This window comes from Nocardia sp. NPDC055053 (genome assembly GCF_053608285.1).
In genome coordinates, this window is sequence record NZ_JBSGVD010000010.1 from 119,662 (window position 1) to 144,736 (window position 25,075).

General features: G+C 68.5%; 30 protein-coding genes. 12 read left to right on the forward strand and 18 right to left on the reverse strand.

The features are described 5' to 3' along the window. Window positions 1–13: 13 nt before the first annotated feature. Window positions 14–1,555, reverse strand: coding sequence for a phospholipase C (locus ACWF82_RS13370; protein ID WP_452500946.1), 1,542 nt, complete (start codon window positions 1,553–1,555; stop codon window positions 14–16). Between the two features lie 125 nt (window positions 1,556–1,680). After that, complete coding sequence (gene rpsA / locus ACWF82_RS13375; protein ID WP_189034021.1) at window positions 1,681–3,153, reverse strand: 30S ribosomal protein S1; 1,473 nt, start codon at window positions 3,151–3,153, stop codon at window positions 1,681–1,683. Between the two features lie 285 nt (window positions 3,154–3,438). On the opposite strand from rpsA, the gene ACWF82_RS13380 reads away from it, so the two are divergent. Beyond that, on the forward strand, window positions 3,439–4,293 hold the full coding sequence (locus ACWF82_RS13380) for a class I SAM-dependent methyltransferase (protein WP_452500948.1): 855 nt from the start codon (window positions 3,439–3,441) through the stop codon (window positions 4,291–4,293). On the opposite strand, the gene ACWF82_RS13385 is transcribed toward ACWF82_RS13380, so the two are convergent. After that, window positions 4,290–4,844 (reverse strand): hypothetical protein, encoded by a 555-nt coding sequence (locus ACWF82_RS13385; RefSeq protein WP_452500950.1) that lies wholly within the window; start codon window positions 4,842–4,844, stop codon window positions 4,290–4,292. The two genes, ACWF82_RS13380 and ACWF82_RS13385, sit on opposite strands and share 4 nt — an antisense overlap. Window positions 4,845–5,034: 190 nt before the next feature. Between ACWF82_RS13385 and ACWF82_RS13390 the strand changes: the two genes are divergently transcribed. Further along, on the forward strand, window positions 5,035–6,069 hold the full coding sequence (locus ACWF82_RS13390) for a helix-turn-helix transcriptional regulator (RefSeq protein WP_452500952.1): 1,035 nt from the start codon (window positions 5,035–5,037) through the stop codon (window positions 6,067–6,069). A gap of 136 nt (window positions 6,070–6,205) precedes the next feature. Here the strand turns inward: ACWF82_RS13390 and ACWF82_RS13395 are convergent, their stop codons facing one another. Continuing rightward, window positions 6,206–7,075 (reverse strand): NAD-dependent epimerase/dehydratase family protein, encoded by an 870-nt coding sequence (locus ACWF82_RS13395; protein WP_452500954.1) that lies wholly within the window; start codon window positions 7,073–7,075, stop codon window positions 6,206–6,208. A gap of 112 nt (window positions 7,076–7,187) precedes the next feature. On the opposite strand from ACWF82_RS13395, the gene ACWF82_RS13400 reads away from it, so the two are divergent. Beyond that, a complete protein-coding gene (locus tag ACWF82_RS13400; protein WP_452500956.1) occupies window positions 7,188–7,844 on the forward strand; it encodes a TetR/AcrR family transcriptional regulator in 657 nt (218 codons plus the stop codon). On the opposite strand, the gene ACWF82_RS13405 is transcribed toward ACWF82_RS13400, so the two are convergent. After that, the gene (locus ACWF82_RS13405; RefSeq protein WP_452500958.1) at window positions 7,813–8,406 is read right to left on the reverse strand and encodes a TetR/AcrR family transcriptional regulator; all 594 of its coding nucleotides are present in this window, start codon (window positions 8,404–8,406) and stop codon (window positions 7,813–7,815) included. The two genes, ACWF82_RS13400 and ACWF82_RS13405, sit on opposite strands and share 32 nt — an antisense overlap. 107 nt (window positions 8,407–8,513) lie before the next feature. Here ACWF82_RS13405 and ACWF82_RS13410 point away from each other — a divergent pair, with 107 nt between their 5' ends. Further along, window positions 8,514–8,984 (forward strand): DUF1772 domain-containing protein, encoded by a 471-nt coding sequence (locus tag ACWF82_RS13410; RefSeq protein ID WP_452500959.1) that lies wholly within the window; start codon window positions 8,514–8,516, stop codon window positions 8,982–8,984. Between the two features lie 106 nt (window positions 8,985–9,090). Then, window positions 9,091–9,339: an O-methyltransferase gene (locus ACWF82_RS13415; protein WP_452500961.1), complete on the forward strand. Its 249-nt coding sequence runs from the start codon at window positions 9,091–9,093 to the stop codon at window positions 9,337–9,339. Window positions 9,340–9,426: 87 nt separating this feature from the next. On the opposite strand, the gene ACWF82_RS13420 is transcribed toward ACWF82_RS13415, so the two are convergent. The 3 genes from ACWF82_RS13420 to ACWF82_RS13430 form a co-directional block, all read right to left on the reverse strand. Next, window positions 9,427–9,597 (reverse strand): toxin-antitoxin system HicB family antitoxin, encoded by a 171-nt coding sequence (locus ACWF82_RS13420; protein ID WP_452500963.1) that lies wholly within the window; start codon window positions 9,595–9,597, stop codon window positions 9,427–9,429. A gap of 7 nt (window positions 9,598–9,604) precedes the next feature. Continuing rightward, window positions 9,605–10,492, reverse strand: a complete 888-nt coding sequence (locus ACWF82_RS13425; RefSeq protein WP_452500965.1) for an SPFH domain-containing protein — start codon at window positions 10,490–10,492, stop codon at window positions 9,605–9,607. A gap of 75 nt (window positions 10,493–10,567) precedes the next feature. After that, the gene (locus ACWF82_RS13430) at window positions 10,568–11,929 is read right to left on the reverse strand and encodes an FAD-binding oxidoreductase (RefSeq protein ID WP_452500967.1); all 1,362 of its coding nucleotides are present in this window, start codon (window positions 11,927–11,929) and stop codon (window positions 10,568–10,570) included. 95 nt (window positions 11,930–12,024) lie between these two features. Here ACWF82_RS13430 and ACWF82_RS13435 point away from each other — a divergent pair, with 95 nt between their 5' ends. Beyond that, complete coding sequence (locus ACWF82_RS13435) at window positions 12,025–12,942, forward strand: LysR family transcriptional regulator (RefSeq protein WP_452500969.1); 918 nt, start codon at window positions 12,025–12,027, stop codon at window positions 12,940–12,942. Between the two features lie 129 nt (window positions 12,943–13,071). Here ACWF82_RS13435 and ACWF82_RS13440 read toward each other — a convergent pair whose 3' ends face one another. Next, window positions 13,072–13,974, reverse strand: a complete 903-nt coding sequence (locus ACWF82_RS13440; protein WP_452500971.1) for a LysR family transcriptional regulator — start codon at window positions 13,972–13,974, stop codon at window positions 13,072–13,074. Window positions 13,975–14,063: 89 nt separating this feature from the next. On the opposite strand from ACWF82_RS13440, the gene ACWF82_RS13445 reads away from it, so the two are divergent. Beyond that, the gene (locus ACWF82_RS13445; RefSeq protein WP_452500973.1) at window positions 14,064–14,906 is read left to right on the forward strand and encodes an oxidoreductase; all 843 of its coding nucleotides are present in this window, start codon (window positions 14,064–14,066) and stop codon (window positions 14,904–14,906) included. A 10-nt stretch (window positions 14,907–14,916) separates the two neighbouring features. After that, window positions 14,917–15,543 carry a DUF1579 family protein gene (locus ACWF82_RS13450; protein ID WP_452500975.1) on the forward strand — a complete coding sequence of 209 codons (627 nt, stop codon included), beginning with the start codon at window positions 14,917–14,919 and terminating at the stop codon, window positions 15,541–15,543. Here the strand turns inward: ACWF82_RS13450 and ACWF82_RS13455 are convergent. Together ACWF82_RS13455 and ACWF82_RS13460 are read right to left on the reverse strand one after the other, a co-directional pair. Beyond that, window positions 15,527–15,988 (reverse strand): ABA4-like family protein, encoded by a 462-nt coding sequence (locus ACWF82_RS13455; protein WP_452500977.1) that lies wholly within the window; start codon window positions 15,986–15,988, stop codon window positions 15,527–15,529. The two genes, ACWF82_RS13450 and ACWF82_RS13455, sit on opposite strands and share 17 nt — an antisense overlap. Further along, a complete protein-coding gene (locus tag ACWF82_RS13460) occupies window positions 15,985–16,935 on the reverse strand; it encodes a hypothetical protein (RefSeq protein WP_452500979.1) in 951 nt (316 codons plus the stop codon). Before ACWF82_RS13460 ends, ACWF82_RS13455 begins: the two co-directional genes overlap by 4 nt. 104 nt (window positions 16,936–17,039) lie before the next feature. Here ACWF82_RS13460 and ACWF82_RS13465 point away from each other — a divergent pair, with 104 nt between their 5' ends. Then, complete coding sequence (locus ACWF82_RS13465) at window positions 17,040–17,678, forward strand: MerR family transcriptional regulator (protein WP_452500980.1); 639 nt, start codon at window positions 17,040–17,042, stop codon at window positions 17,676–17,678. 46 nt (window positions 17,679–17,724) lie between these two features. On the opposite strand, the gene ACWF82_RS13470 is transcribed toward ACWF82_RS13465, so the two are convergent. The 4 genes from ACWF82_RS13470 to ACWF82_RS13485 form a co-directional block, all read right to left on the reverse strand. Further along, entirely contained in the window at window positions 17,725–18,477 is a 753-nt protein-coding gene (locus ACWF82_RS13470; protein WP_379310013.1) for an amino acid ABC transporter ATP-binding protein, read from the reverse strand. Between the two features lie 26 nt (window positions 18,478–18,503). Beyond that, on the reverse strand, window positions 18,504–19,442 hold the full coding sequence (locus tag ACWF82_RS13475; RefSeq protein ID WP_452500982.1) for an ABC transporter permease subunit: 939 nt from the start codon (window positions 19,440–19,442) through the stop codon (window positions 18,504–18,506). Between the two features lies 1 nt (window position 19,443). Beyond that, window positions 19,444–20,349: an ABC transporter substrate-binding protein gene (locus ACWF82_RS13480; protein ID WP_452500984.1), complete on the reverse strand. Its 906-nt coding sequence runs from the start codon at window positions 20,347–20,349 to the stop codon at window positions 19,444–19,446. A 126-nt stretch (window positions 20,350–20,475) separates the two neighbouring features. Beyond that, complete coding sequence (locus ACWF82_RS13485; RefSeq protein ID WP_452500986.1) at window positions 20,476–21,552, reverse strand: isocitrate/isopropylmalate dehydrogenase family protein; 1,077 nt, start codon at window positions 21,550–21,552, stop codon at window positions 20,476–20,478. A gap of 84 nt (window positions 21,553–21,636) precedes the next feature. On the opposite strand from ACWF82_RS13485, the gene ACWF82_RS13490 reads away from it, so the two are divergent. Together ACWF82_RS13490 and trxA are read left to right on the forward strand one after the other, a co-directional pair. After that, a complete protein-coding gene (locus tag ACWF82_RS13490) occupies window positions 21,637–22,137 on the forward strand; it encodes a 2'-5' RNA ligase family protein (protein ID WP_452500988.1) in 501 nt (166 codons plus the stop codon). Between the two features lie 49 nt (window positions 22,138–22,186). After that, window positions 22,187–22,558, forward strand: a complete 372-nt coding sequence (gene trxA / locus ACWF82_RS13495; RefSeq protein ID WP_452500990.1) for a thioredoxin — start codon at window positions 22,187–22,189, stop codon at window positions 22,556–22,558. Window positions 22,559–22,624: 66 nt separating this feature from the next. Here the strand turns inward: trxA and ACWF82_RS13500 are convergent, their stop codons facing one another. Next, complete coding sequence (locus ACWF82_RS13500; protein ID WP_452500991.1) at window positions 22,625–23,047, reverse strand: 2-keto-3-deoxygluconate kinase; 423 nt, start codon at window positions 23,045–23,047, stop codon at window positions 22,625–22,627. 344 nt (window positions 23,048–23,391) lie between these two features. Between ACWF82_RS13500 and ACWF82_RS13505 the strand changes: the two genes are divergently transcribed. Then, entirely contained in the window at window positions 23,392–23,703 is a 312-nt protein-coding gene (locus ACWF82_RS13505) for a DUF6191 domain-containing protein (RefSeq protein WP_452500993.1), read from the forward strand. Here ACWF82_RS13505 and ACWF82_RS13510 read toward each other — a convergent pair. Together ACWF82_RS13510 and ACWF82_RS13515 are read right to left on the reverse strand one after the other, a co-directional pair. Further along, a complete protein-coding gene (locus ACWF82_RS13510; RefSeq protein ID WP_452500995.1) occupies window positions 23,700–24,467 on the reverse strand; it encodes an acyl-[acyl-carrier-protein] thioesterase in 768 nt (255 codons plus the stop codon). The genes ACWF82_RS13505 and ACWF82_RS13510 overlap by 4 nt on opposite strands. A 66-nt stretch (window positions 24,468–24,533) precedes the next feature. Continuing rightward, window positions 24,534–24,962, reverse strand: a complete 429-nt coding sequence (locus ACWF82_RS13515) for an SRPBCC domain-containing protein (protein ID WP_452500997.1) — start codon at window positions 24,960–24,962, stop codon at window positions 24,534–24,536. Between the last annotated feature and the right edge of the window lie 113 nt (window positions 24,963–25,075).

Here is a 25,075-nt window from a genome sequence, read left to right on the forward strand (position 1 = left end):
GCCCGTCCGGCGTTCAGACCCCGACCAGCCCGCTCGGCGCGCGCCTGCTCCCCGGCTGTTGCGACGGCATCGCGTTCGGCGGCACCGGATAGGGCACTCCGTGCCCGAGGGTGCCCGCCGCGATGTTCGGACCGCACTGCACCGCCGCCGCGTCCGCCTTGGGACGCGGATCGGGCAGCACCGGCTTGGCGGAGTTCGGCGCCGCCGCGAAATCGAAGGTCGAGGTCATGTCGCCGGTGACGCCGCGCCGCCACGTGGTCAGGTTCGGCACCTCGACCCCGAACCGGGTTTCCAGCAACCGCAGCTGCGAGGTGTGGTCGAAGGTCTGCGAGGCGACCAGCCCACCGCGGCTGTAGGGCGAGACCACCAGGCAGGGCACCCGGTAGCCGAGGCCGATCGGCCCCGCGATGCCGCCCGCCGCGGGCACCCGGTCCAGTGGCACGGTCAGGAATTCTCCGGCCGTTCCCGGTGGCGGGGTCGGCGGGACGACGTGATCGAAGAAACCGCCGTTCTCGTCGTAGCTGATGATCAGCGCGGTCTTCTCCCACACCGCCGGGTTCGCGGTCAGGATGTCGAGCAGCTGCACGATCCCGACCGCGCCGAATGCCGCGGGCAGCGCCGGATGCTCGCAGTGCAGCACCGACGGCACCACCCACGACACCGCGGGCAACGTGTTGTTCGCGACGTCGGCCTGGAAGTCGTTGGGGTACACCGGCGCGATGCCGCGCCGGGCCAGTTCGGAATTCGGGTCGGCGGCCTGGGTGAAGCAGCCGATCATGCCGTCGAGGATCATCGACGACGCCGGTCCGGCATCGCGATTGCTGTAGACCTTCCAGCTCACCCCCGCCTCGGACAGGTTCTCCGGGTAGGTGCGCCAGCTGTAGACGTTCTTGGGGATGAGCAGCGGCGTCTCCACCAGCGGGCCGCCCGCCTGACCGTCGGGATCGATGGTGGCGCTGATCCAGTACAGCCGGTTGGGATCGGTCGGGCCGAGCACCGAGCAGTGGTAGTTGTCGCACAGGGTGAACGCCTGGGCCAGCTCGGTGTGGATCGGAATGTCTTCGGGCAGGTAGTAACCCATCGCGGCGGGGGCGTTGGCCGGTCCGACCGAGGCCACCGACATCGGCATCCAGCCGTCGTTGCGTCCGTCGTTGAACGCCTTGTGCATGCCCGGCCAGGTGTGGTCGGGGTCGTTGATGCACTCGCCGTCGAGCGTGGCGCCCCGGGTGGTGTCGAGCCGGAACGGTTCGACGAAACCGTCTGCGGTGGGACCGATTCCGGGCGACCAGCCGTACTGGCGCCACGACGCGGACGCCTCACCGAAACCACGCACTCCCGGCAGGGTGCCGAAATAGTGGTCGAAGGACCGGTTTTCCTGCATGAGCAGGACGACATGCTCGATGTCACCGAGCCCGCCCATCCCGGCCGGGTCGGCGGCGAAGGCGCGGTCGATGATCGGATTCGCCCAGGAGGCAAGCGTTCCCACGGCGCCGGCCGCCATCGCCTTGGCGAGGAACTGTCGCCGGTTGAGACCGGCGAAGGGACCAGAACTCATGTCGGTGGAGCGCCTTTCCCGAGCAGGGGATGGAGCAATCGCGCCGACACTACCCCACCGACCTGGGAAAAGGCCGAAGGCCCCGGTCCGTGTGGACCAGGGCCTTCGGTACTGCTCTACCCGAATCAGGCGTTGCCGGAGAGCTTCTCCCGCAGAGCCGCGAGCTGGGCGTCGCTGGCGAGCGAACCGCCGGCGGACTCGGCCGGGCCGGAGGAGGCCTGCGAGCTGCCACTCTCGGAGGAGTAGTTGCCCGAGGCGGGTCCGCCGTTGGCGGCCTCGGCGGCAGCGTCGGCTGCCATCTTCTCCATCTGAGCGGTGTGCATCTTGTGGCGACGCTCGGCCTCGGCGTAGCGGCCTTCCCACTCTTCACGCTGCTTGTCGAAGCCCTCGAGCCATTCGTTGGTCTCGGGATCGAAGCCCTCGGGGAAGATGTAGTTGCCCGCATCGTCGTAGCTGTCGGCCATGCCGTACTTCGACGGGTCGAACTCGGCGTGGTAGTCCTCGTTCGCCTGCTTCAGCGACAGCGAGATCCGGCGACGCTCCAGGTCGATGTCGATGACCTTGACCATCGCGTCGTCGCCGACGGCGACGACCTGGTCCGGGACCTCGACGTGGCGCTCGGCCAGCTCGGAGATGTGCACCAGGCCCTCGATGCCCTCTTCGACGCGCACGAACGCACCGAACGGAACCAGCTTGGTGACCTTGCCCGGCACGATCTGACCGATCGCGTGGGTGCGGGCGAACTGACGCCACGGGTCTTCCTGGGTGGCCTTGAGCGACAGGGAGACGCGCTCGCGGTCCAGGTCGACGTCGAGAACCTCGACGGTGACCTCGTTGCCGACCTCGACGACCTCGGACGGGTGGTCGATGTGCTTCCAGGACAGCTCGGAGACGTGCACCAGACCGTCGACGCCACCCAGGTCCACGAAGGCACCGAAGTTGACGATCGAGGAGACCACACCCTTGCGGACCTGGCCCTTCTGCAGCTGGTGCAGGAACTCGGAACGGACCTCGGACTGGGTCTGCTCGAGCCAGGCGCGACGCGACAGGACCACGTTGTTGCGGTTCTTGTCGAGCTCGATGATCTTGGCCTCGATCTCCTTGCCGACGTACGGCTGGAGGTCGCGGACACGACGCATCTCGACGAGCGAGGCGGGCAGGAAGCCACGGAGGCCGATGTCGAGGATCAGGCCGCCCTTGACGACCTCGATGACGGTGCCCTTGACGGCCTCGTCCTTCTCCTTGAGCTCCTCGATCGTGCCCCACGCGCGCTCGTACTGCGCCCGCTTCTTCGACAGGATCAGGCGGCCTTCCTTGTCCTCCTTGGTGAGAACCAGGGCCTCGACCGCATCGCCCACGGAAACGACCTCGTTGGGGTCGACATCGTGCTTGATGGAGAGTTCGCGGGAGGGGATGACGCCTTCGGTCTTGTAACCGATGTCGAGCAGGACCTCGTCACGATCGACCTTGACAATGGTTCCCTCGACGATGTCGCCATCGTTGAAGTACTTGATCGTGGCGTCGATGGCGGCGAGGAAATCCTCGGCGGAGCCGATGTCGTTGACGGCTACCTGCGGCGAGGTGACGGTGGTGGGCATATGTGGATTTGCTCCGGACGGATTGTGGTCGGTTGCGGACATTGGAACTTTCGGTACGCTGCGAGATCACCGCGACGAGGCGACGAAGGATACTGAGAAAGTATCGCACGGACCGCCGCACTTGCTGCTGATCAAACTCAGCACGGGCGACTCCGTCATCGGATACTGTACGCATTCAACCCCGGCGCACAGCGTTCCTCGAAAGACACTCGCGTGCCTCAGCGTACGCGACCTCGGTCCAGCCGGGCAAACCACCCCTCGCGCCACGCCGATACCCTGGTCGCCGTGTCCGATGACGAACGCCACGCGCAGGCCAACGCGCTGCTGGGAACCACAGCGACCACCCGAACCAAGATCGGTTCCGCGGCCAGCGAGCGCGCGAGCAGGCGCTGGTGGGACGCCGATGCCGACCAGTACCACCAGACCCACGCCGACTTCCTCGGTGTCGACTCCCCCGGCGGCGAGTTCGTGTGGTGCCCCGAGGGCCTGCACGAGGGCGATATGGGCTTCCTCGGCGAGGTGACCGGCAAGACCGTGCTGGAGATCGGCTGCGGTTCCGCGCCGTGTTCGCGCTGGCTGGCCGGTCAGGGCGCGCATCCGGTCGGCCTTGACGTCTCGATGGGCATGCTCGAGCGCGGGGTGGCCGCGATGGAGCAGGGTGGGCCGCGGGTGCCGCTGGTCCAGGCGGGCGCGGAGGCGCTGCCGTTCGCCGACGAGTCCTTCGACCTGGCCTGTTCGGCCTTCGGCGGCGTCCCGTTCGTCGCCGATTCGGCGCTGGTGATGCGCGAGGTCGCGCGGGTGCTGCGGCCGGGCGGGCGCTGGGTGTTCTCGGTGAACCATCCGATGCGCTGGATCTTCCCCGACGATCCGGGCAAGGACGGCCTCGTCGCGCGGATCCCCTATTTCGACCGCACGCCCTATGTAGAGGTCGACGGCGACGGCGTCCCCACCTATGTCGAGCACCATCGGACCATCGGCGACCGGGTCCGCGAGATCGTCGGCGCGGGCCTGACCCTGCTCGACATCGTCGAACCCGACTGGCCGGAGTGGCTGGACCGGGAATGGGGTCAGTGGTCGCCGCTGCGCGGGGAGATCTTCCCCGGCACCGCCATCTTCGTCACCGAGAAGCCGGGCGCCTAGAACTCGGGCAGGGCCGCGAAGGCGGGGTCGACCCGCACGTTGGGCACGGTTTCGGCGATCCAGCGGCGGGCCCTGGTCAGGGCGTGATCGGGGAACACCGCGTCGAAACGCACGTCGTCGGACAGCAGATAGGGCAATCGACCACGCAGACCCGGCGCGTACGGGTGGGGCGGGCACATCTCGTTGCGGTGAACCTGCGCGCCGATCGAGGACTCCCGTAGCCCCGGCACCCCGGTCTCGGGGCAGATGATCTGGAACACCGCGGAGCACCGATCCTTGGGCACCACGATCGACGCCGCGAAAACGAGCTCGCCGCGCGGGCCGGGCAATTGCGTCTTCTCCACCCGCAGCAGCGCCGGCAGCCGGTCGACCCACACCACGAACGCCTCGATCAGACAGCCGGTGCGGGCATGATGCTCGGCCAGCCGCCTGCGCAGCCGCGGCAGATCGTGCAGCCGGGCGGGCAGGTCGGGCGTGCCGTTGACATAGGTCAACGCGACGACATCACGAGTGGCCGGATTCCCCCAGGTCGTGTTGTCCAACTGCTGCATTCCAGGAATGTCGAACGAGATGGGCACCGATCCAACTTACCGGCGCGGACCAGTTCGGTTGTCCCCGTACGGGGTAGTGCGCGTCGTTCGGGCCCGAACGCGCTCTTCGACCAAGTCGGCCGGCGATGATTCGTGACCGATCACCACCGCGCGACATCCCTGATCCTGGGTTTCGCCGTAGACTGGGCCGGTGCCGAGCGCCCTGGCCGACCGGGTGAGCCGCCTGGCCCGCGCGGATCATTCCGCCAAACGACTGCGTGAGCTCGTCTTGGCCGAGATACAGCTGTCGATGCCCTTCGCCGGCCATGTCTTCGCGCTCACCGACCCCGTCACCGCGGTCGCGACGGCGCCGCTCGCCGACGTCCCCGGGCTCGACATGGCCCGGCTGCCGGAGCTGATCCGGGCCCGCTATCTCACCCCGCTCAATCGCTGGGACACCCTGCGCGGCACCGGCGCCCACTCCCTGCTCGACGCCACCGAGGGCGATCCGGATCGTTCACTCCTGTGGCGCACCGCCCAGCGCGAGCTCGGCATCACCGACTCGGCCACCATCACCTTCGCCGATCGCTACGGCTGCTGGGGATTCCTGGAACTACTCCGCGTCGACGAATCCCCTTTCACCAGAACCGAACTCACCGGCCTCACCGCACTGACCGCCATCGTCACCGTCGGTCTGCGCCGCACCGTCGGCGCCACGTTCGTCGAATCCGGCGCCCAGCTCCCGCCACCGGATCCCGCGGTGGTGATCCTCGACGGCACCCTGCGCGTGCGCCCCCACACCGCGGCCGCCGCCGAAGCGCTGCTCCGCCTGCTCCCACCCGACGAGCCGCTCCCCCCGGTCCCCGCGTCGGTCTGCAACGCGGGCGCCGCCCTCCTTGCCGCCGAAGCCGGTGCTCCGGTCGGCCCCGCCACCTCCCGCATCCACCTGGGCGGCAACCGCTGGGTCACGGTGAAGGCCGACCGCATCGGCGACCACGACATCGCCGTTGCCCTGGCACCGAGCACCGCCATCGAACGCCTCGACCTGTTCGCCAGAGCCAACGGCCTGTCCACCCGCGAAGCCCAGGTCCTCACCCTGCTCGCCACCGGCCTGGACTCCCGCGAACTGGCCGCCGAACTCGTCCTCTCCGAACAGACGGTCAACGACCACGTGAAAGCCATCCTCGCCAAGTCCGCCACCCGCACCCGCCACCGCCTTCTCTCCCGCGTCCTCGGTGTCAGCTGACGCCGGTCGGTGCTCTGTCGAGGTCGGCGCTCACCCTGCGGCAGTCTTCGGTCAGCGCTACTGGGTGAGCGACGTGATCGCGCACCGGCGGCGGTGAGATCGCCGAGGCCAGTCCAGGTTCCGGCCGCGCAGTGGATCAGTTCGCCACGAGATCCTCGAGCAGACCCGGCCGCGACGGCACCCAGCCGAGGTCCGTCCGAGCCTTGGCCGAGGTGGCGACCTGGTCGAGCATGAACGCCTCGACCATGACGCTCCAATACTGCTGAGCCTCGGTGGGATCCCAGTGCTCGACCCGAGCGCCCACCCGGTCGGCGACGACCTTCGCCGCGTCGCGGACCACCACCGAATCGTCGTTCGTGCCCAGGTAGACCGAGCCGGCGGGCGCGGACTCCACAGCCAGGGCGTAGAGCTCACCGAGATCGTCGGCGTGCACCACCGACCAGCGGTTGGAGCCGTCGCCGAAGTGGCGGATCAGGGCGCCGTCCGCATCCTCCTGCGGGCTCAGCAGCATCGGCACGTAGCCTCGGCCGCCGCCGTAGACCAGGCCGGGCCGGATGCGCACGGTGCGCACACCACGCTCGGCGGCGGCGTCGGCGAGGATCCGCTCCGCCGACGGCCGCCAGGAGACCACCATCGGCGGCGCGAAGGGTGAGAGCTCGGTAGCCGGGGTGTCACCGGTATTGCCGTGCAGCCACAGGCCGCTGGTGTAGACCAGCGCCTTGCCGGCGCCCTGGAAAGCCGACAGCAGCGACTCGACGACGATCCCGTCCAATTCACCGGCGCGTTCGTCATTGCTCGACGCGGCATGGACGGCGGCATCGACATTCGCGGCGGCGGCGGACAGCGCGCCCGGGTCGAACAGGTCGGCGACGAGCGGCTCGACACCCTCGGGCACCGGACGGTCGGACGCGGTCACGGTACCGACGACGGTGTGCCCGCGCCCGCGCAGCGCACGCGCCACCGCACTGCCGATGGTGCCCGATACGCCGGTAACAAGAACTCGCATGGAGTGCTCCTCAACTAGGTGTACGCCGATTTCTATCAACGTTAGAAATTGACTGTAGGGTCGCGGCGCAGCATTGTCTACCCTTGTTAGAAAATGACCGAGGAGTAGCGACGTGCCCCGAGAAGGAAAGCGGATCAAGGGAACCGCCTGCGAACGCGCCGAGGCCCGCGAGCAACTCCGGGCCGAGCTGCTGACCGCGGCTCGCTCGATCGCGACGGAGTCCGACGGCTTCGACAGCATCACCATGCGCTCGATCGCCGACCGCGTCGGCTACACCGTGCCGATCGTCTACCAGTACTTCGCCGGCAAGCGCGCACTGCTGCTGGATCTGGTGGAAGTCGGATTCACCGAGCTCGCCCATCACCTCGATCGCGCCCAGTGCCCGGCGATCCAGCAGCGCGAAGGCGGCCTGCTACCGGCGACCGCCGTGGCGTATTGGCAGTTCGCCATGGCCGACCCGCACCTCTACCGACTCATGCACACCCTGCCGGAGGTGCCGTTCGGCACTGCCGACGCGCCCGCTCCCGCGCGCGCGTGTTTCGAGGCGTTACGCAGAGCGGTTGCCGCGGGGCCCGCCGCCGGGGGCCCGCAGTTGCCCGAGTGGGCCCACGACGAGGACGCCGCCGCCGATCTGCTGTGGGCCCACCTGCACGGGCTGGTCGGGCTGGTGCTCGACGGTCGCATCAAGGGCGGCGGAGAACGCGGCCGGATCCTGCTCGCCGATCTGACCCGCCTGTTCAGCTCACCCGTAGCGCCCACATCCGGCTGAGCCGGTTCAGCAGCACATCCAGCGGCTGCCCACGTTCGTCGGTGCGGATCCGGCGGCTGCGCGCCAGGGAGACCAAACCGTGCACCGCACTCCAGAAGACCTCGGTATCGACTTCGGGATCGCGTTCGCCCGGTAGCTCTTCGATCACGCCCCGCAGCTCGGCGAACGCGCGCAGCAACGGTTCCGGCGTCTGCGGACTTCCGAAGGCAATCTCGGTGACACGGACGAACATCGCGTCGTAGAGGGCAGGCTGACAAACCCCGAACTCGACGTAGGCGTGTGCGATATCGCGCAACTGCAGGCCGGGCGACCCACCCCGGGCCCGCACCCCCGCGAGCGCGTCCGCCAGCTCGATGAATCCTTGCAGCGCCACCGCCTGCACGATGGCCTCCATTCCGGCGAAATGGCTGTAGAGCACCGGCTGGCTGTACTCGATCGCCTCCGCCAGCCTGCGCGCGGTCACCGCCCCCCAGCCTTGCGCCTCGGCCAGCTCGCGGGCCGTATCGACGATCAGCCGATGCCTGCCCGCCCGCTCTCGTTCCCGTCTCTCACGCACCGTCATGCCCACAACGCTAGCGCAGCTAACTCTTCTAACAACACAACTGTACATAGCCCGACTAGAACATCTACCATAGCTAGAATATTCAGCAACGACCAACGGGAGCTGTCGTGGCACATCAAGTCCTCGCCGGAATCGCGATTCTGGCGGTAGCCGTGATCTACGGAACAGACGTGTTCTGCGCGGTGGTCCAGCGCGCAGCCATGACCCGCGTCGGTGACGGAGTACTCACCGCCGCAATGGGTTACATCCACCTCTATGGCGATCAACGGTTGAAGTTCCCCGGCGCGATCGGGCTGATCACCACACTCGCCGCCGCGGTGACGGGTGCTCTGACCGGACGGGGAATCGGTTCCGTCGTCGCGGGTTTCGTCGCCGTCGCGGCGCTGATCGTGTGGTTCGGCATCTACGGCCGGATCAGTGCTCCGGTGAACGCGCGGCTCACCGCCGCCGCCGAAGCGAACCAGGTCCCGCCGGACGCGCGTGCGCTGCAGCAGACCTGGGATTCGGTGATCAACCCGCGAGCCGGGTTGCAGGGCATCGCGTTGCTGTCGCTGTACCTGAGCTCGGTCCTGTCCTGAATCGCGGCGAGGAGCACACCATGAAATCGCTCGTCGGAGGCAGCCCGGCCGCCGACGGATTCCACAGCAACTGGATGCCCGACAAGACAACCCGCGGAGGCGTGCGATGAAGACCATCCGAATGACCGAGAGCCTGATGAGCTACGTCAACGGACACACCAATCTGTTCGACGACGTGCTCGCCCAGCTGGTTGCCGACAACGTGCTGTGGTTCGGCACCGTTGCCGAACCACCGTTCGACCAATCCACCAGGGCTGTCCGAAAATTCAACGATCATGTACTGGCCGACGACAGAGTCGACGTGGTGACACTGACCATCGGCGACGGCGTCATGCTGATCCGTAAACGGCGCTGACTCCTGCCCAACTGAATACGCATCTGGATGCGGCCGGATTCACTGCCGTCGGCGCACCCGAGGAACGTGCGATCCGCGGTCACAAGCTCAGTCCCGCTTGGGATTTCGTCCCGCCTGCGTGAGGGCGAGGCGGAGGGCGTATTCGATCTGGGAGTTGACGCTGCGCAGGTCGTCGGCCGCCCACTTGGCGATGGCCTCGTGGACGGCCGGGTCGAGCCGCAGCAGGATCTTCTTGGGTTCCTTCTTCGGCGCGGTCATGGCACCGTCAGGCGTAGAGGGATCCGGTGTTCACGACCGGCTGGATGGCGCGGTCGCCACAGAGGACGACGAGCAGGTTCGAGACCATCGCGGCCTTGCGTTCCTCGTCGAGTTCCACCATGCCCGCGGCGGCGAGGCGGTCCAGGGCAAGGCCGACCATGCCGACCGCGCCCTCCACGATCTGCGTCCGCGCGGCGACGACCTGGGCGGCCTGCTGACGGACCAGCATCGCCTGGGCGATCTCCGGGGCGTAGGCGAGGTGGGTGATCCTGGCCTCGATGACCTCGATGCCCGCGGTGAGGGTGCGCTCACGCAGTTCGACGGTGAGCTCCTCGGCCACCTCGGCGCCGTCACGCAGGCTGGTGCGGGCGTCGTCGTGCGCGTCGTAGGGGTGGGTGGTGGCCAGGTGCCGGACCGCCGCCTCGGACTGGGTTTCGACGTACTCCTCGTAGTCGTCGACCGCGAAGGCGGCCTTGAAGCTGTCGACCACCTTGTAGACGACGACGGCCGCGATCTCGACCGGGTTGCCGTCGGCGTCGTTGACCTTCAGCTTCTGGGTCTCGAAGTTGCGCACCCGCAACGAGATCGACCTGCGGTCGGTCAGCGGGACCACCGAGTAGAAGCCGGGATCGGAGACCGAGCCGATGTAGCGGCCGAAGAAGGTGACCACCTTGGCCTCGTTTGGGTTGACGATGATCAGCCCGGTGGCGAGCAGCGCGACCACCACCACGGCGAGCACCGCGGCGATCGCGCCCGCCCAGGCTACGACACCACCGCCGTGCTGCGCCGCGAAGATGAAGGCCAGCACAGCGGCTCCACCGAACAACAGGGTGAACACGAGCCATCCCAGCAAGACGACGAACCCGTTCATGCGGAATGCGGACCGCAGCTCCATGACATCCTCCAGATATCTGAGTGATATCACTAAGATAGTAGATGGCGGCCGCGGTTCACAAGTCCGGACAAGCAGCTAGCCGGTGGGTGCGATGTTGCGGTTGAACCGGAACATGTTGTGCGGGTCGTACTTCGACTTCGCCGCGACCAGCCCGGCGTAGGTCTCAGGCGCGTAACCCGCCCGGGTCTGCGCCGCGTCCGCCGCCGCGCCTGCGCCGTAGAGGAAGTTGAGGCTGTGCCCGACAGTCCACGGCGCCAAGGCTTCTCGTACCGCGGCCAGTCCGGCGGGTGCGGCGTCACCCACGCCGGCGTCGGTGATCACCCGCACGGCGTACTCGGCCTCGCGGTGATCCACCGCGACGCCGGTGCCCCGGCGCAACGCCCCGCCGAGGTGACGAATGTCGACGACCGCGTCGACCGGTCCGCCGGGTGCGGTCAGGCCGCGCAGCGCGGCGAGCCCCTCGGCGGTGAGCTCCGTGAGCAGCGCGTTGGTGGCGGCGTAAGCGTGCGGGAAGTCCGGGTCGCTGTGGATGGTGTGCGATTCGGTGTAGGGCATGGCGCGCACGGAGTCGCGCAGGCGCTCACCGAGCGCCCGCAGCGGCGCGACCAGCCGTTCTCCCTCCTCGGCCGGGCCGTGGAAGGCGATGCGGATCGAGGCGACATGCCTGCCGCGCAGCGGTTCCGGCACGGGCGCGAGGTCGGGGAAGGTGACCACGGCGACGGTGGAGGTGAGAGCCTCGGGCACAGTCGCGGTCCATTCCCGCCACGTCTCCAGCGCGGTGTCGACCAACGGGGTGTCGAAGATCAGCTGGCCACCGTAGACCTCGGTGACGGGGACGAGGTCGAACTCCAGGCCGGTCACCACGCCGAAATTGCCACCGGAGCCGAGCACCGCGCCGAACAGTTCGTCGGCCGGGGTGAGGGTGCGCATACGCCCGTCGGCGGTCACCAGGTCGATCGAGCGCACATGGTCTGCGGCATAACCGAATTCACGGGCCAGCAACCCGAGGCCACCACCGAGCACGTATCCGACGACGCCGACCGACGGCGAGGAACCGTTGAGCGGCGCCAGCCCGTGCCGGGCCGCGGCCTCGACCAGCGCACCCGCGCGCACCCCGGCACCGATACGGGCCGTGCGGGCCCGCGGGTCGATCGTGATGGCATCCATCCGGCGGGTGGTGATCAGCACGCCACGATCCGCGGCCACCGAGAGGCCGTGCCCGGTCGCCTGCACCGCCACCGGAAGTCGCTGCCGGGCAGCGTATTCCACCGCCGACCTGACGTCCTCGGCGTGGACCGCGCCGACGACCAGCGCGGGACGGTGGGTGTAGGCGGTCTGGAACCCGGCGACCTCCTCGGCATAACCGGCGTCGCCGGGTGTGAACACCGGGCCGGTGAAGCGGAGGGAATCGATGGTCTGCGTTGCGTTCTCGGTCATGCCATCGACTGTGCCGCCGCGCCTACCAGAAGTACAACAGATAGTTCTTCTCACTGCGATAACAGGTCGTTATGGCAAGGATTTAGAATAGCCGGATGGAACTGCGGCAACTCCGGTACTTCGTCACCGTGGTCGACGAGGGCGGCTTCACACGGGCGGCCGAGCGGCTGCACCTGACGCAGCCGGGCCTGAGCGCCCAGATCAGGCAGCTCGAGCGCGAGCTCGGCCAGCGCCTGCTCGACCGTGGCGCCCGCACCGTGACGCCCACCGAGGTCGGGACCGCCGTGCTCGAACACGCGCGGGCCGCCTTGGCCGCGGCCGACCGGATCGGCGAGACCGTGCAGGAATTCACCGGACTGCTGCGCGGGCACGTGCGGCTCGGGGTGATCTCCGGTGCGGCCACCGAGGAATTCGATGTCGCCGGCGTGCTCGCCGATTTCCACCACGACCACCCGCGGGTCGGCATCAGCCTCACCGAGGACACCGCCGAGCGGATGCTGGCCGCACTCGAACGCGGCGAACTCGACATCGCCCTGGTCGGATTGACCGGCGCCGCAACGAATCCCGGCATCGGCCTGGAGGTGATCCTGGAGACGCCACTCGTCGCCGCCGTCGCACTCGACGCACCGGCCGACCCCGCCGAGTCGGCGGGCACGATCACCCTGGCGGCATTGACCGATCGGCGGCTCATCTGCCTGCCGGCCGGGACCGGACTGCGCGGGGTCTTCGAACGCACATGCGCCGCAGCCGGTTTCACCCCACACATCGCCTTCGAGGCCGCCGCTCCCCCGTTGCTGCTCCGGCTGGCCGCCCGGAGCCTCGGCACCGCGATCGTCCCCGCGCTCACCCCCGCCGAGGCGACCGCGTTCGGCGTGCGCGCACTCACCATCGTCGAACCACGAATCCACGGCCGCCTCGCCATCGCCTGGCGCACCGACCGTCCCGGCGGCCCAGCGGCGAGGGTGCTGCTCGGCCAGCTGCGGATCGCGCTGGGGCAGCGGGCCATCGGGTGAATCGCCGCCACATCACCGCCTACATCACGCCACCGGATCGACACCCCGTCGGTGCGAACGCGGTCGTATCGCCGGTGGCCAGTACGGCGAATCGTCAGCGACGACCCCGGACCGCTTGGGACGGCGGCACTAGGGCCGGTGGCGGTGCCCGGTGGCCGACACGCACGCTTCGACGTACCCACGCACCAGCCGACGATGGTCGTCGTGCCGCCACGCCAGGGCGAGTTCGGCCGGGCGCAGACCGGTCACCGGCCGGGTCACCACACCGTCGTGGGCGATCAGCGGCGCGTTGCCCGTGGCGACCAGGACCACGCCGTCCCCGTTGACCAGGGCTTCGTAGGTCTCCTCGGTGCTCGACACCTCGGCTCCGATGACCGGCCGACGCCCGGCGCGTTCGTCGAGGGCGAGCCAGTAGTCGCGCAGCACGCCCGCCGAGGTCGGTAGCGCCAGGAACGGCTCGTCGAGGAGCTCGGTGAACGCGATGCTGTCGCGCGCCGCGAGGTGGTGCGTTTCCGGGAGTGCGACGAGCCGCGGTTCGGTGGCCACGACCAGCCATCGGTAGCGGTCGCCATCGGCCAGCGGAAGCCAGACGAAGGCGACATCGGTGGACCCGTCGGCCAGGCCTGCTGTCGGATCGTCCCAGCTCACTTGGCGCAGAACAGGTTTCGCGTCGGGGAACGCGGTGGCGAATCGAGAGCGCACCGCAGGCAGGATGCCGCGACCGGGGCTGGTACTTATCCCGATCGACAGCCCGGCCCGCTGGGCGGCCTTCGCGGATTCGACCGCGGACTCCGCCGCTTCCCAGGCGACGAGGACCCGGCGAGCCTGGTGTAGCAACGCCTCGCCGACCGGAGTCAGCGCGACCGAGCGGGTGTCACGCACGAACAGCGCCGCACCGAGCTGACTTTCGAGCTTGCGGATCTGTTTGCTGAGCGCGGGCTGCGAGACGTACAGCGCGTCGGCAGCGGCGGTGAAGTTCAGCTGATCGGCGACCGCGACGAAGTAGCGGAGGTCGCGCCCGTGCACATCCATAACCCTTGGTTATCACAAGGGATATTGGACGCCCACTCGGCACGGCGGAAGTATCGACGGCGAAATATCAACGGGCAGAGGAGAATCTGATGAGCATCCCGCAGATCTGGCTGGTCACCGGCGCGAGCAGCGGCTTCGGCCGTGCCATCGCGGAGGCGGCGATCGCGGCGGGCGACACCGTCGTCGCTGTCGCCCGCCGCACCACGGCCCTGGATGATCTGGTCGCCGCGCACCCCGATCAGCTCGAGACCATCGCCCTCGATGTCACCGACACCGCGCGCATCGACGAGGTCGTCGCCGATGTCGTCGCCCGGCACGGGCGTATCGATGTCCTGGTCAACAATGCGGGTCGCACCCAGGTCGGCGCCGTCGAGGAGACCACCGACGCCGAGTTGCGCGAACTGTTCGACCTGCATGTCTTCGGTCCCGCCGCCCTCACCCGCGCGGTGCTGCCGCACATGCGCGCGCAGCGCAGCGGCGCGATCGTGATGATGAGCAGCTTCGGCGGTCAGCTGTCCTTCGCCGGCTTCTCCGCCTACAGCGCAACGAAATTCGCGCTCGAGGGCCTTTCCGAGGCTCTGGCCGACGAAGTGCGGCCGTTCGGCATCAAGGTGCTGATCGTCGAGCCCGGCGGCTTCCGCACCGGCCTGATGAGCCCCGGCGCCGCCACGCTCAGTGCCGAGACCGACACCTACGCCGACACCGTCGGCGGGACCCGCCGCATGATCGAGACCAGCGACGGCCGCCAGCCCGGCGACCCGGCCAAGGCCGCCGCTGCCATCCGGACCGCACTGTCCGCCGACAAGACCCCGCTGCGGCTGCCGCTCGGCTCCGACGCGGTCGACGCCATTCTCGGACACCTGGATTCGGTCCGTGTCGAGTTGCTGGAGTGGGAAACCACCACCCGTGCCACCGATTTCGACGACAACTGAGAGAGTTCCCTTGCGCACCGCACTGTTTCGCACGTTCGCTCCGATCGTTCTCGCCGCCGCCCTGTCGGTCACCTCGTGTGCCGCCGAGGACACCGACGTCGCCGCCACTGCGACGACGACGCAGCACGCGGCGCAGGACGCGGGGCATGCCCGCCTGAACCAGCTGGTCGGCGAATGGACCGCCGAGAAGTCCACCTTCGTGGCGGGGGGCACCCCCGATGCCCCCCTGATCACCCGCGATGCCGTCTCGCGGTGGAGCTGGATCGGCGAGACCGGGGGCAACTTCCTGCGCGAGGAGGTCACCGGCGTCATCGGCGATCGCCCGTACTACCGGCTCGGTCTGCTCGGCTACTCCCCCGTCGACGACCGCTACGAATGGTCGACCTTCGACAGCGTCACGCCACTGACAATGGCCTATCGCGGCGCGAAGGGCACCGCGAGCAACCCCGACCTCTCGCTGCCGGGCGAGTTCACCGACCCGGGCATCACCGGACCGGCCAATGCCGGCAAGACCATCCCGATGCGGACACTGATCCGCCTCGAATCGCCGAACCGGACGGTCATGGAGCTCTTCTTCACCCCACCGGGCGAACCGGAGCGCCTCGCCGACCGCGTCGTCCTCACCCGGCGGGCGTAGCGACAACGGCGGTCGATGTCGTCCGCTCCGCACCACGGCCTGCCACCTCGCGCATCACCAGATAGATCGGAAAGGCGATGGGCGACAACAGGATCGTGCCGACCAGGAGCGGCGCCATCAGCAGCGGATGGATGTCTCGGTCGCGGCTGTCGAGGTAGATCCAGCGGCCGAGGAACAGGTCCCAGGCGATGATCTGGGCCCAGAGTGCTGTCAGTACGGCCGGGTCGGCGACGGCGTCGGTGATCGCGGGCAGCGACGGGGAGGTCACCAGGGACCACATCGCGCCGAGGACCGGGACGGCGACGATCGCCCAGATCACCAAGGGCACCAGGGTGATCCACGGTGAGCCGATGATCGTGCGGGTCCAGCGCCGGGTGGGGGCCAGGATCATCAGCGCCCAGAACGGGACGGTGACGAAGAAGGACAGGTCGAACAGCGTGCTCATGCGGTGACTACCTTTCGGGTGCCGATCGCGCTCGCGACCGAGATCAGGGCGCCGGCGACGACGCCGGTGAGAATCGCGGCGGCCACGGTCAGGGTGGCCTGGTCGGGGTGGATGAGCGGCTGCCCGCGCAAGGCCTGCCAGGTGACCAGCGCGAGCACCGCCGCGTAGCCGGCGGCCATGGTGACGACCAGGCCGACCCGCACGCGCAGTACCCGCAGCAACGGAATCCGTGGTGCGAGGATGACCAGCAGCGCGGCGAACAGCGGCAGCGCCTGCAACGCGTGCATGCCGAAGAAATGCGGGATCCGCAGGTCACCCGCGGTAGTGCTCCACCCGGTCACCGGCATGCCCGGTGTGCCGTCGGGCGCGCCGACGGTGTGCGCGCCCGCGATGTCGGCCACCCCGGATTCGCGGTTCGGCATCAGATTGCCCAGCGCCAGGCCGACCAGCGTGATCGCGAGGCCGAGCCGGATCGACCAGGTGGTCGCGGCGTCCCCGATTCTGGTCAGCGAGAGTTGCGCGGCGACGACCATGGTCGCGAGAAAGAGCACGATGATGGTGCTGCCCATGATGATCCACAGGACGGCGTCGAAGCTCGTCGTCATGTTGTAGTGGCTGCGGGTGCCGCGCACCACCTGGCCCACGATGATCAGCTGTTCGATCGTGCCCGCGACGACGATCACCGTCGCCATCCACCAGTTGAGCCGGGATGCCTTGGGCCGCAACGAGATCAGCCACGCCAGCGCGACGCTGTAGAGCAGGAACGACACCGCGAACTTGGTCGGCTTGAACCAGGCGGTCGACCCCGTGATGACCCGGTCGTCGACCAGCATCCCGACCACGGCGACGACGGCGAGCACGGCGTTGGCCGCGGCGAACCAGAGCAGTGGGCGATGCAGACGGGCCTGCCGCCGCGGTAGTGGATCGAGGGTTGTGAGGGCAGTCATGGCGAATCTCCCAAGATAGATAGCTGCACTATCCGTTATGGATAGCTAGACTATCCGTTACAGCGAAGGCGAGCAAGGGGGAGCGCGGAAAACGGAGGTGAACTGTGCGGGTCTCGGAGTTGAGCGAGCGCAGTGGAATCGCGGTGGCGACGATCAAGTACTACCTGCGTGAGGGCCTGCTACCCCCGGGCGAACGCACCAGCCCGAACCAGGCCAGCTACGGCGAGGACCATCTGCGCAGGTTGCGGCTGGTGCGCGCGCTGATCGAGGTGGGCGGGCTGCCCGTGGCCACCGTCGGCGAGGTCCTCGCCGCCGTCGACTCCCCCGATCTGCCGCTGTTCAGCCTGCTCGGCGTGGTCCAGGACAGCATCTCCGCCCCGGTACCGCCCGCGGCCGACGCGGAGTGGGAACGCGCGTCGGCGACCGTGCGCGCGGAGATGGATCGGCGCGGCTGGGACATGAAACCCTGCCCCGAGGCGATCGACACGCTCACCTCGGTGCTCGTGCGAATCGCGCAGCTGGGCTACGCGGACTGGGGCGAAACAGCCCTGCCCAGCTATTTCGACGGCGCGCGGGTGATCGCGGAGAACGACGTGACGACCGCGCTGGCCGCGGGCGGACGCGACGACATCATCGACGCGGTCGTGGTGCTGACCGTCCTCGGCGACACCGCCCTGTCCACCATCCGCCGCATCGCCCAAGCCCAGGTCTCGCTGGAAATGCTGAACAACCCCCAGGAATGAGCAACGGCCCCGCGGAATCTCGCGGGGCCGTCGTCCGTCCGAGCTTTCAAAGCAGACGCGAGAGGAACGTCTTGGTGCGCTCGTGCTGCGGGTTCGCCAGCAGCTCACGCGGCGGACCCGATTCCACGACCACACCGCCGTCCATGAACACCAGTTCGTCGGCGACCTCGCGGGCGAAGCCCATCTCGTGGGTCACCACCACCATCGTCATGCCCGAATCGGCGAGCTCGCGCATGACGGTGAGCACCTCACCGACCAGCTCGGGGTCCAGCGCCGAGGTCGGCTCGTCGAACAGCATCAGCTTGGGATCCATCGCCAGCGCGCGTGCGATGGCCACGCGCTGCTGCTGACCGCCCGAGAGCTGCGCCGGGTAGGCGTTGCGCTTGGCCGAGAGCCCGACCCGTTCCAGCAGTTCCTCGGCCCGCGCGATCGCCTCGGTCTTGCGGATGCCACGCACCTGGGTGGGCGCCTCGATCACGTTCTCCAGGGCGGTGCGGTGCGGGAACAGGTTGAAATGCTGGAACACCATGCCGATGTCGCGACGCTGGATCGCGGCATCGCGCGGATGCATCTCGTAGAGCTTGCCGTTCTTCTCCCGGTAGCCGACGAGCTCGCCGTCGACGTACAACCGGCCCGCGTTGACCTGCTCGAGGTGGTTGATGCAGCGCAGGAACGTCGACTTGCCCGAGCCGGACGGCCCGACCAGGGTCAGCACCTTGCCTCGCTGCACCTCGAGCGAGATGCCCTTGAGCACCTGCAACGCGCCGAAGTTCTTGCACACCCGATCGGCCAGCACCATCGGCGGTGCGGCCACTTGTGGTTCGGTCATTTCGCCTTCACCGCCGCCTGCGCCGTGGCCAGTTCCTCGAGCTGCTTGGCCGTCAGCTGCCGGGTGGCACCGCGCGAGTAGTAGCGCTCCAAGTAGTACTGCCCGACCATGAGCACGCTGGTGATCGCCAGGTACCAGGTGGCACAGACGAGCAGCAGCGGGATCGGCTGGAAGTTCACGCCGTAGATGTCGCGCGCGCGGCCGAACAGGTCGGTGCTCAGCGGGATCGCGGTGACCAGCGAGGTCGTCTTGAGCATGCCGATCAGCTCGTTGCCGGTGGGCGGGATGATCACCCGCATGGCCTGCGGCAGCACGGTGCGGCGCATGGTCTGCGTCCACGACATGCCCAGCGCCACCGAGGCTTCGCGCTGCCCCTCACCGACGGAGTTGATGCCGGCGCGCACGATCTCGGCCATGTAGGCGGCCTCGTTGAGGCCGAGACCGAGCACCGCGAACAGGAACGCCGCCTGCAGGTTCTGCACGTCGAACTCGAAGAACTGCGGCCCGAACGGCACCCCGAGGTGAATCTGCTTGTACAGCGAGGGCACCAGGCCCCAGAACACCAACTGCACGAACACCGGGGTGCCGCGGAAGATCCACAGGTACACCCACGCGGTGGTGCGCAGCACCGGGTTCGGGGACAGGCGCATCACCGCGAGCACCGCGCCCAGGCCCACCGCGATCGCCATCGCGAGCACGGTGAGTTCCAGGGTGACGATCGCGCCCGCGATGATCCGGGTGTCGAACAGGTACTTGCCGTAGGTGTCCCACCGGTAGGCGGGATTCGTCGCGGCTCCGTAGACGAACAATCCCACCAGGATCAGGATGATTGCCGCCGCGATCCAGCGGCCCGGCCTGCGCAGCGGGACCGCTTTGATCGGTTCGGGTTCGGTGCCCGGTCCGGGCACCTCCACCGTTGTGTCCTTCTCGGTCACGTCAGCTCACTGCGCCGTTGATCACCGAGGTCTTGATCTGACCCTCCTGGACGCCCCAGTTGGTGGTGATCTCGCCGTACTTGCCGTTGTCGATCAGGTGCTGCAGCGCCTTCTGCAGCGACACCGCCAGCGGCGAGCCCTTCTGCACGGCCCAGCCGTAGGGCGCGGAATCGAACAGCGGGCCCGCGGCCTCGATCTTGCCCTCGCTCTGCTTGATGGCGTAGGCGGTGACCGGCGAATCGGCCGACATCGCGTCGACCTGACCGAGTACCAGGGCGTTGGTGGCCGCGCTCTGCTCGTCGAAGGCCTTCATATCGATGGCCGGCTTGCCCTCGGCGACGCACTTGGCGCTCTTGGCGGGAATCTCTTGGGTGTGCTCGACCGTAGTGGCCTGTACGGCGACTTTCTTGCCGCACGCATTGTCGGGATCGATGGCTTTACCGGTTTGCTGGGCCCACTGGATGCCCGCGGAGAAATAGGTCGTGAAATCGACCTGCTGTTCGCGTTCGCGCGAATCGGTGATCGAGGACATACCCACGTCGTAGGTGCCCGCCTGAATCGCGGGAATGATCTTCTCGAAGTTGGATTCGACGTAGTCGACCCGCAATCCGAGGGTGGTCGCGACGGCGTCGAGCAGGTCGACGTCGAAGCCCACGATCTTGCCGCCGGCGTCCTTGTACTCGTTCGGCTGGTAGGGCACATTGACGCCGACGACGATCTTGCCTGCCTGCTTGACCTTGTCGGGGACGGTCGCGGCGAGCGCGTCGACCTTCTCCACCGACACCTTCGTCACCGTGGAGGTATCACCCTCGGTGTTGGTGGTGCAGCCGCTCAGCACCAGGGCGCCACCGGCGACCGTACAGAGCAGCCGCACGGCGCCGCGGCCGAGAACAGTTCGAACAGACAAAGGAGCCTCCACATTTCACGTCGACGCCGGCCACGTGTCAGCGCCTGTTTGGCAATGTATGCGAACCGGACACAGCGTGGTGCGACAGTAACCGAAGATTAATCAGCCAATGTGAAAGGGGTCCCTTCACCTACGGTGCACGCGCGCTCTGACCTGCTCGGTGAATTCGCTGGTGGAAGCCAGACCGCCGAGATCCGCGGTCGCGATTCCGGCCGCCAGAGTGGCGGCGACGGCACGGCTGATCCGGTCCGCCGCGTCGTCGAGTCCGCGGTCGTCGTGGCGAACGGCCAACCACCGCAACAACATCGCCGCCGACAGCTGCAGGGCCGCCGGATTGGCGCGATTGCGTCCGGCCAGACCGGGCGCGGCGCCGTGCACGGCCTGTGCCATCGCCTTGGTGTCCGAACAGTTCAGCGACGCGGCCATGCCGAGCGAGCCTGCCAGCTCGCCCGCCAGATCGGACAGGATGTCACCGAAGAGGTTCTCGGTGACGATCACGTCGTACTCGCCGGGCGCGCGGACCAGGTGCGCGGCCATCGCGTCGACGTGCTCGTCGTCGACCCGCACGTCCGGGTACTGCGCGGCCACCTCGTAGCACACGTCGCGGAACAGGCCGGTCGTCATCGGCAGCACATTCGCCTTGTGCACCACGGTGACTCGCTTGCGCCTGCCCCGTGCCAGCCGCAGCGCCTGATGCGCGATCCGCTCGCACGCCTGCCGGGTGATCACCGCCACCGCCATCGCCACATCGGGCGTCGGCCGGAACTCCCCCGACCCGGCGAACATGTTGCGGTCGGCGTAGAAGCCTTCGCTGTTCTCGCGCACGATGACCAGGTCGATGTCCGGCGCGCTCGACCGCACCCCGGCGAACGCCACCGCGGGCCGGATATTGGCGTAGAGGCCGAGCCGCTTGCGGATGACCCCACCCGGCGCGACCCGCATGTCCGCGGGGTAGGAGGCGTTGTCGTGGGGGCCGAGGATCCAGGCATCGAGGTCCTCGAGCGCGCGCAGCGTCTGCTCCGGCAGCGGGTCGGCGCAGGCCGCGATGGCCTCGTGGCCCATCAGTAGCGGCACCCATTCCACCGGCCAGAGTCCCGCCGCGCCGATCGCCTCGTCGACGACCGCCCGCGTCGCGGCGACCACCTCGGGGCCGATTCCGTCACCGTCGATCACACCGAGCCGCAGATTCTTCGTACCGTTCACGCCCCCATCCTCGCGCCTGTCGGGCCCGACCTGACCACGGGGACACGCCACAGCGACTACTTTCTGCAGATCATGGTGCAGTCGGTGGAGTTGCTCCTGGACGACGACGGAGCGGACGAGGTCCGCAGACAGTGGGAGGTGCTGGCGCGAGCAGGCATCGCCAGCCCCCGTGGCGCCACCCATCGGCCGCACGTGACGGTGGCGGTGGCGCGCGAGATCTGGCCGCGGATCGACCGCGCGCTGGCCGGGATCGAGTTCCATCCGCTGCCGATCCGGCTGGGCGGGCTGCTGGTCTTCGGGGCGCGCAGGCCGATCCTGGTGCGCCCGGTCGTGGTCACCGAGGACCTGCTCGCCCTGCACCGGCGCGTCTACCACCTGGTCGAACCCTGCCCCGGTGTCCCCGCGACCATGCGGCCCGACGCGTGGACACCGCACGTGACGCTGGCCCGCCGGGTCCCGCCGGACCAGCTCGGCGCCGCGGTCGATGCGGTGGCCGCCGAGAAGGACTTTCCGGCCGTTGTAGTGGGCATTCGCCGCTGGGACGGGGAGGCGCGGCAGGAACGCATTCTGATCGGGGGAAGATAGAAGGACGCCACGGCGTTACAGCCGGGGACACCGACAAGGAAGGGACGTCATGGCCACCCAGACGCTGACCCAGCAGAACTTCGACGAAGTCATCACCGAAAACGACGTGGTCCTCGTCGATTTCTGGGCTTCCTGGTGCGGTCCGTGCCGCAGCTTCGCACCCACCTACGAGGCCTCCTCCGACAAGCACACCGATGTGGTGTACGGCAAGGTCGACACCGAAGCCGAGCAGGGACTCGCCGCCGCGGCGAACATCCAGTCCATCCCCACCATCATGGCCTTCCGCGAGGGCGTGCTCGTGTTCGCCCAGCCGGGCGCGCTGCCGCCTGCCGCGCTCGAAGACCTGGTGACCCAGGTCAAGGGCCTCGACATGGACGAGGTCCGCAAGCAGATCGCCGAGCAGGCCCCCGCCGCCGAATAGGCGCGACGAAACGTCAAGGGCCCGTTCACCTTTGGCGAGGTGAACGGGCCCTTTGTGATTTCGTTGTCAGCCGGCGAGCAGGTTGACGCAGGCGATCATGGCGCGCACGGTCGATTCGGCGCCGTCGCCGGCCATGGCAGCGGCCCAGCCGCGCCTGCCGTTGAACTCGCACTGCACGAAGGTGGCGGTGCCGGCGGCGGTGCGGCGCTGATGGAACTGCAGGATCTCGAGGGGGTAGCCCTCGTCGTAGAGCGCCGAGGTCATGGCGGCGACCGGGCTACCGGCCGCGATGACGGTGCGCAGGTGGTCGGCGAATTCCAGGGTCGCGGTGAAATCCGTTCCGGAACAAGTGAATTCGCCGAGGGCGATCGGTCCGTCGATCCGGGCGTACCGGTCGAGGAACTGGGTGGGGGTCAGGTCGATGGTCTCGGCGCGCAGCCCCTTGGGGGCGGCGTCGAACAGGGCACGGTCCAGTGTCAGCAGTGTCATTGCAGGTGAGGTCTTCCCGAAGATGGTCTTCGTTGGCAGTGGGACCAGCAGAACAATGAAAATCAGCCCGCAGCGAGGGGGCCGGTCCGAATCAGACCCCGCTACGGCGGGTTACTACGAGAAGAATCTGCCGTGTGGCTGCCTGCGCGGTCTGCGCAGCAGCGACCGCGCGGTCGCGGTCAGCGACAAGCAGCGCGGCGAAGCGGTCGGCGGGATTCGGCACGAGTTCGAGAATAGGGCGATCGTCGCGAAACCGCAACCTACTTACCGCCTCGACGTGTCTACCCGTGAGTACCATCACCGCAGCTCAGCGACCACTCGCTCCGGGCCGGTACCGTGAACGCATGGGTGCGGTCTTCGCGATGACGATCCCCGGGCTGGCGATCCTGCTGATCCTGCTCGCGCTGCTCGAGGTGGTGGTCAACCGGCTGACCGGCACGCGTGTGCTGCCGTGGACGCGCAAACGCACCGGCCCCGCGGTGGCGGCGACCGGGTTCGAGCATCTCACGGCGATGTTCCAGGGGTCCAAGCAGCACGAGTTCGAGCAGCGGCAGAGCACGCTGATGCACCGGGAGACGCCGTCGGAGGGCGCGCCGCCGCGGGATGAGGTGGATCTGACGGGTGGGTCGGCCAGGTTGGTCGCGCGCGAACGCTAGCGGTCGCCGCCGAGTCGCTCGACCGAACCGAGTGCCCGCGCCGAACCGTCGACGTCGACCTGCAGGCGCAGGCTGCCGGGCTGCCTGCTGGTGCGCAGCACGACCTTGTCGCCCATCATCACCGGGCCGACATGCTCGACGATCGCCCGGTACGGCAGTTCGTGGTGGTCGGGGTGCGCGGCGAGGGCTTCCTCGACGGCCTCCCAGTAGACGGCGTTGTTGACGTGGCCGAGCCGGTCCACATCGGTCACCCGCAGCGGGAACGACACCGCCTCCGCGGCGACGCCGTTGAGTTCGGTGAGCGCGGCGCGCCAGCGCAGCCGGTGCTCGGTGGTGCTGGCCAGCATCGGCGCCATGAACGCGTCGCTCATCCGCGCCGGGCGGCCCGCCACCGGGTCGATGTGGATCAGGAACGCGGCCGCCTCGATGTGCCCGCCCCGCTCCCCTGTGAGCTGAATTCGCATGTCGCACCATCGATTCGACAGCGCGTCGGCCCAGCGGCGTAGGTGCACCCGGTCGCCGAAGACGATCGGCTCGTAGACGTCGATGACGGTGCGCCGCACGATCCACGCCTGGTGCGCGTCGCCGTCCTCGACCGCGTCGAGATGATCGAACCCGATGTCCTGCAGATACCGCGCCACCGCGTCCAGCCGCAGCCGGTCGTGGCCGTCGGTGTCCCCGAGGCGCACCGGCCACGACACCGCGAAGGCCTGGTCGATATCGGGGCAGGCGGGCAGCGGGGTCGCGATGACATCAGCGGACATATGTCCGATGCTGCCACATTCGGCCGCTGCCGCTGCCCGGCGCCGAGGCGTTTCGCCCCGCCGGAATCAGGCGCGCTCGGCGGCGGCCTTGATCCCCTCGACGTGGCTGGTCCACATCCCGCGCGCGTGCTCGGCCTCCGCCTCGGTGGCGTTGTTGTCCTGACTCAACGTCAACCGCGTGGTGGTGTCGTCCCCGGTGAGTTCGTAGGTGAGCGTGTGATAGTTCTCGGGCAGGTCGTCCTGGCCGCTCAGCGGGCTGTAGTGGGTGAGCTTCAGCAACCGGCCCGGCTCGACCGCGAGAATCTCGCCGCGATCCTCGTAGGACTTGCCCTCGTACTCGCCCTGCCACACGATCGGGCTACCCGGCTGCCAATCGGTGCGCACCTCGGCACCGAACATGAACCGGCGGATCTGCTCCGGGTCGGTCAGCACGTCCCATACCCGCCGCGGAGAGGCGCTGATCTCGGTCTGCACGGTCGCGACGAATCCGGTCATGATGCTCAACTCCTTCGGTCGACGACCCCACACTACGACCGCGCGACCCCCGCGTCTTGGACAAAGGCGCCAGGCTTCGCGCCGACTGGGCTACCCGCCCCGACGAGACGACA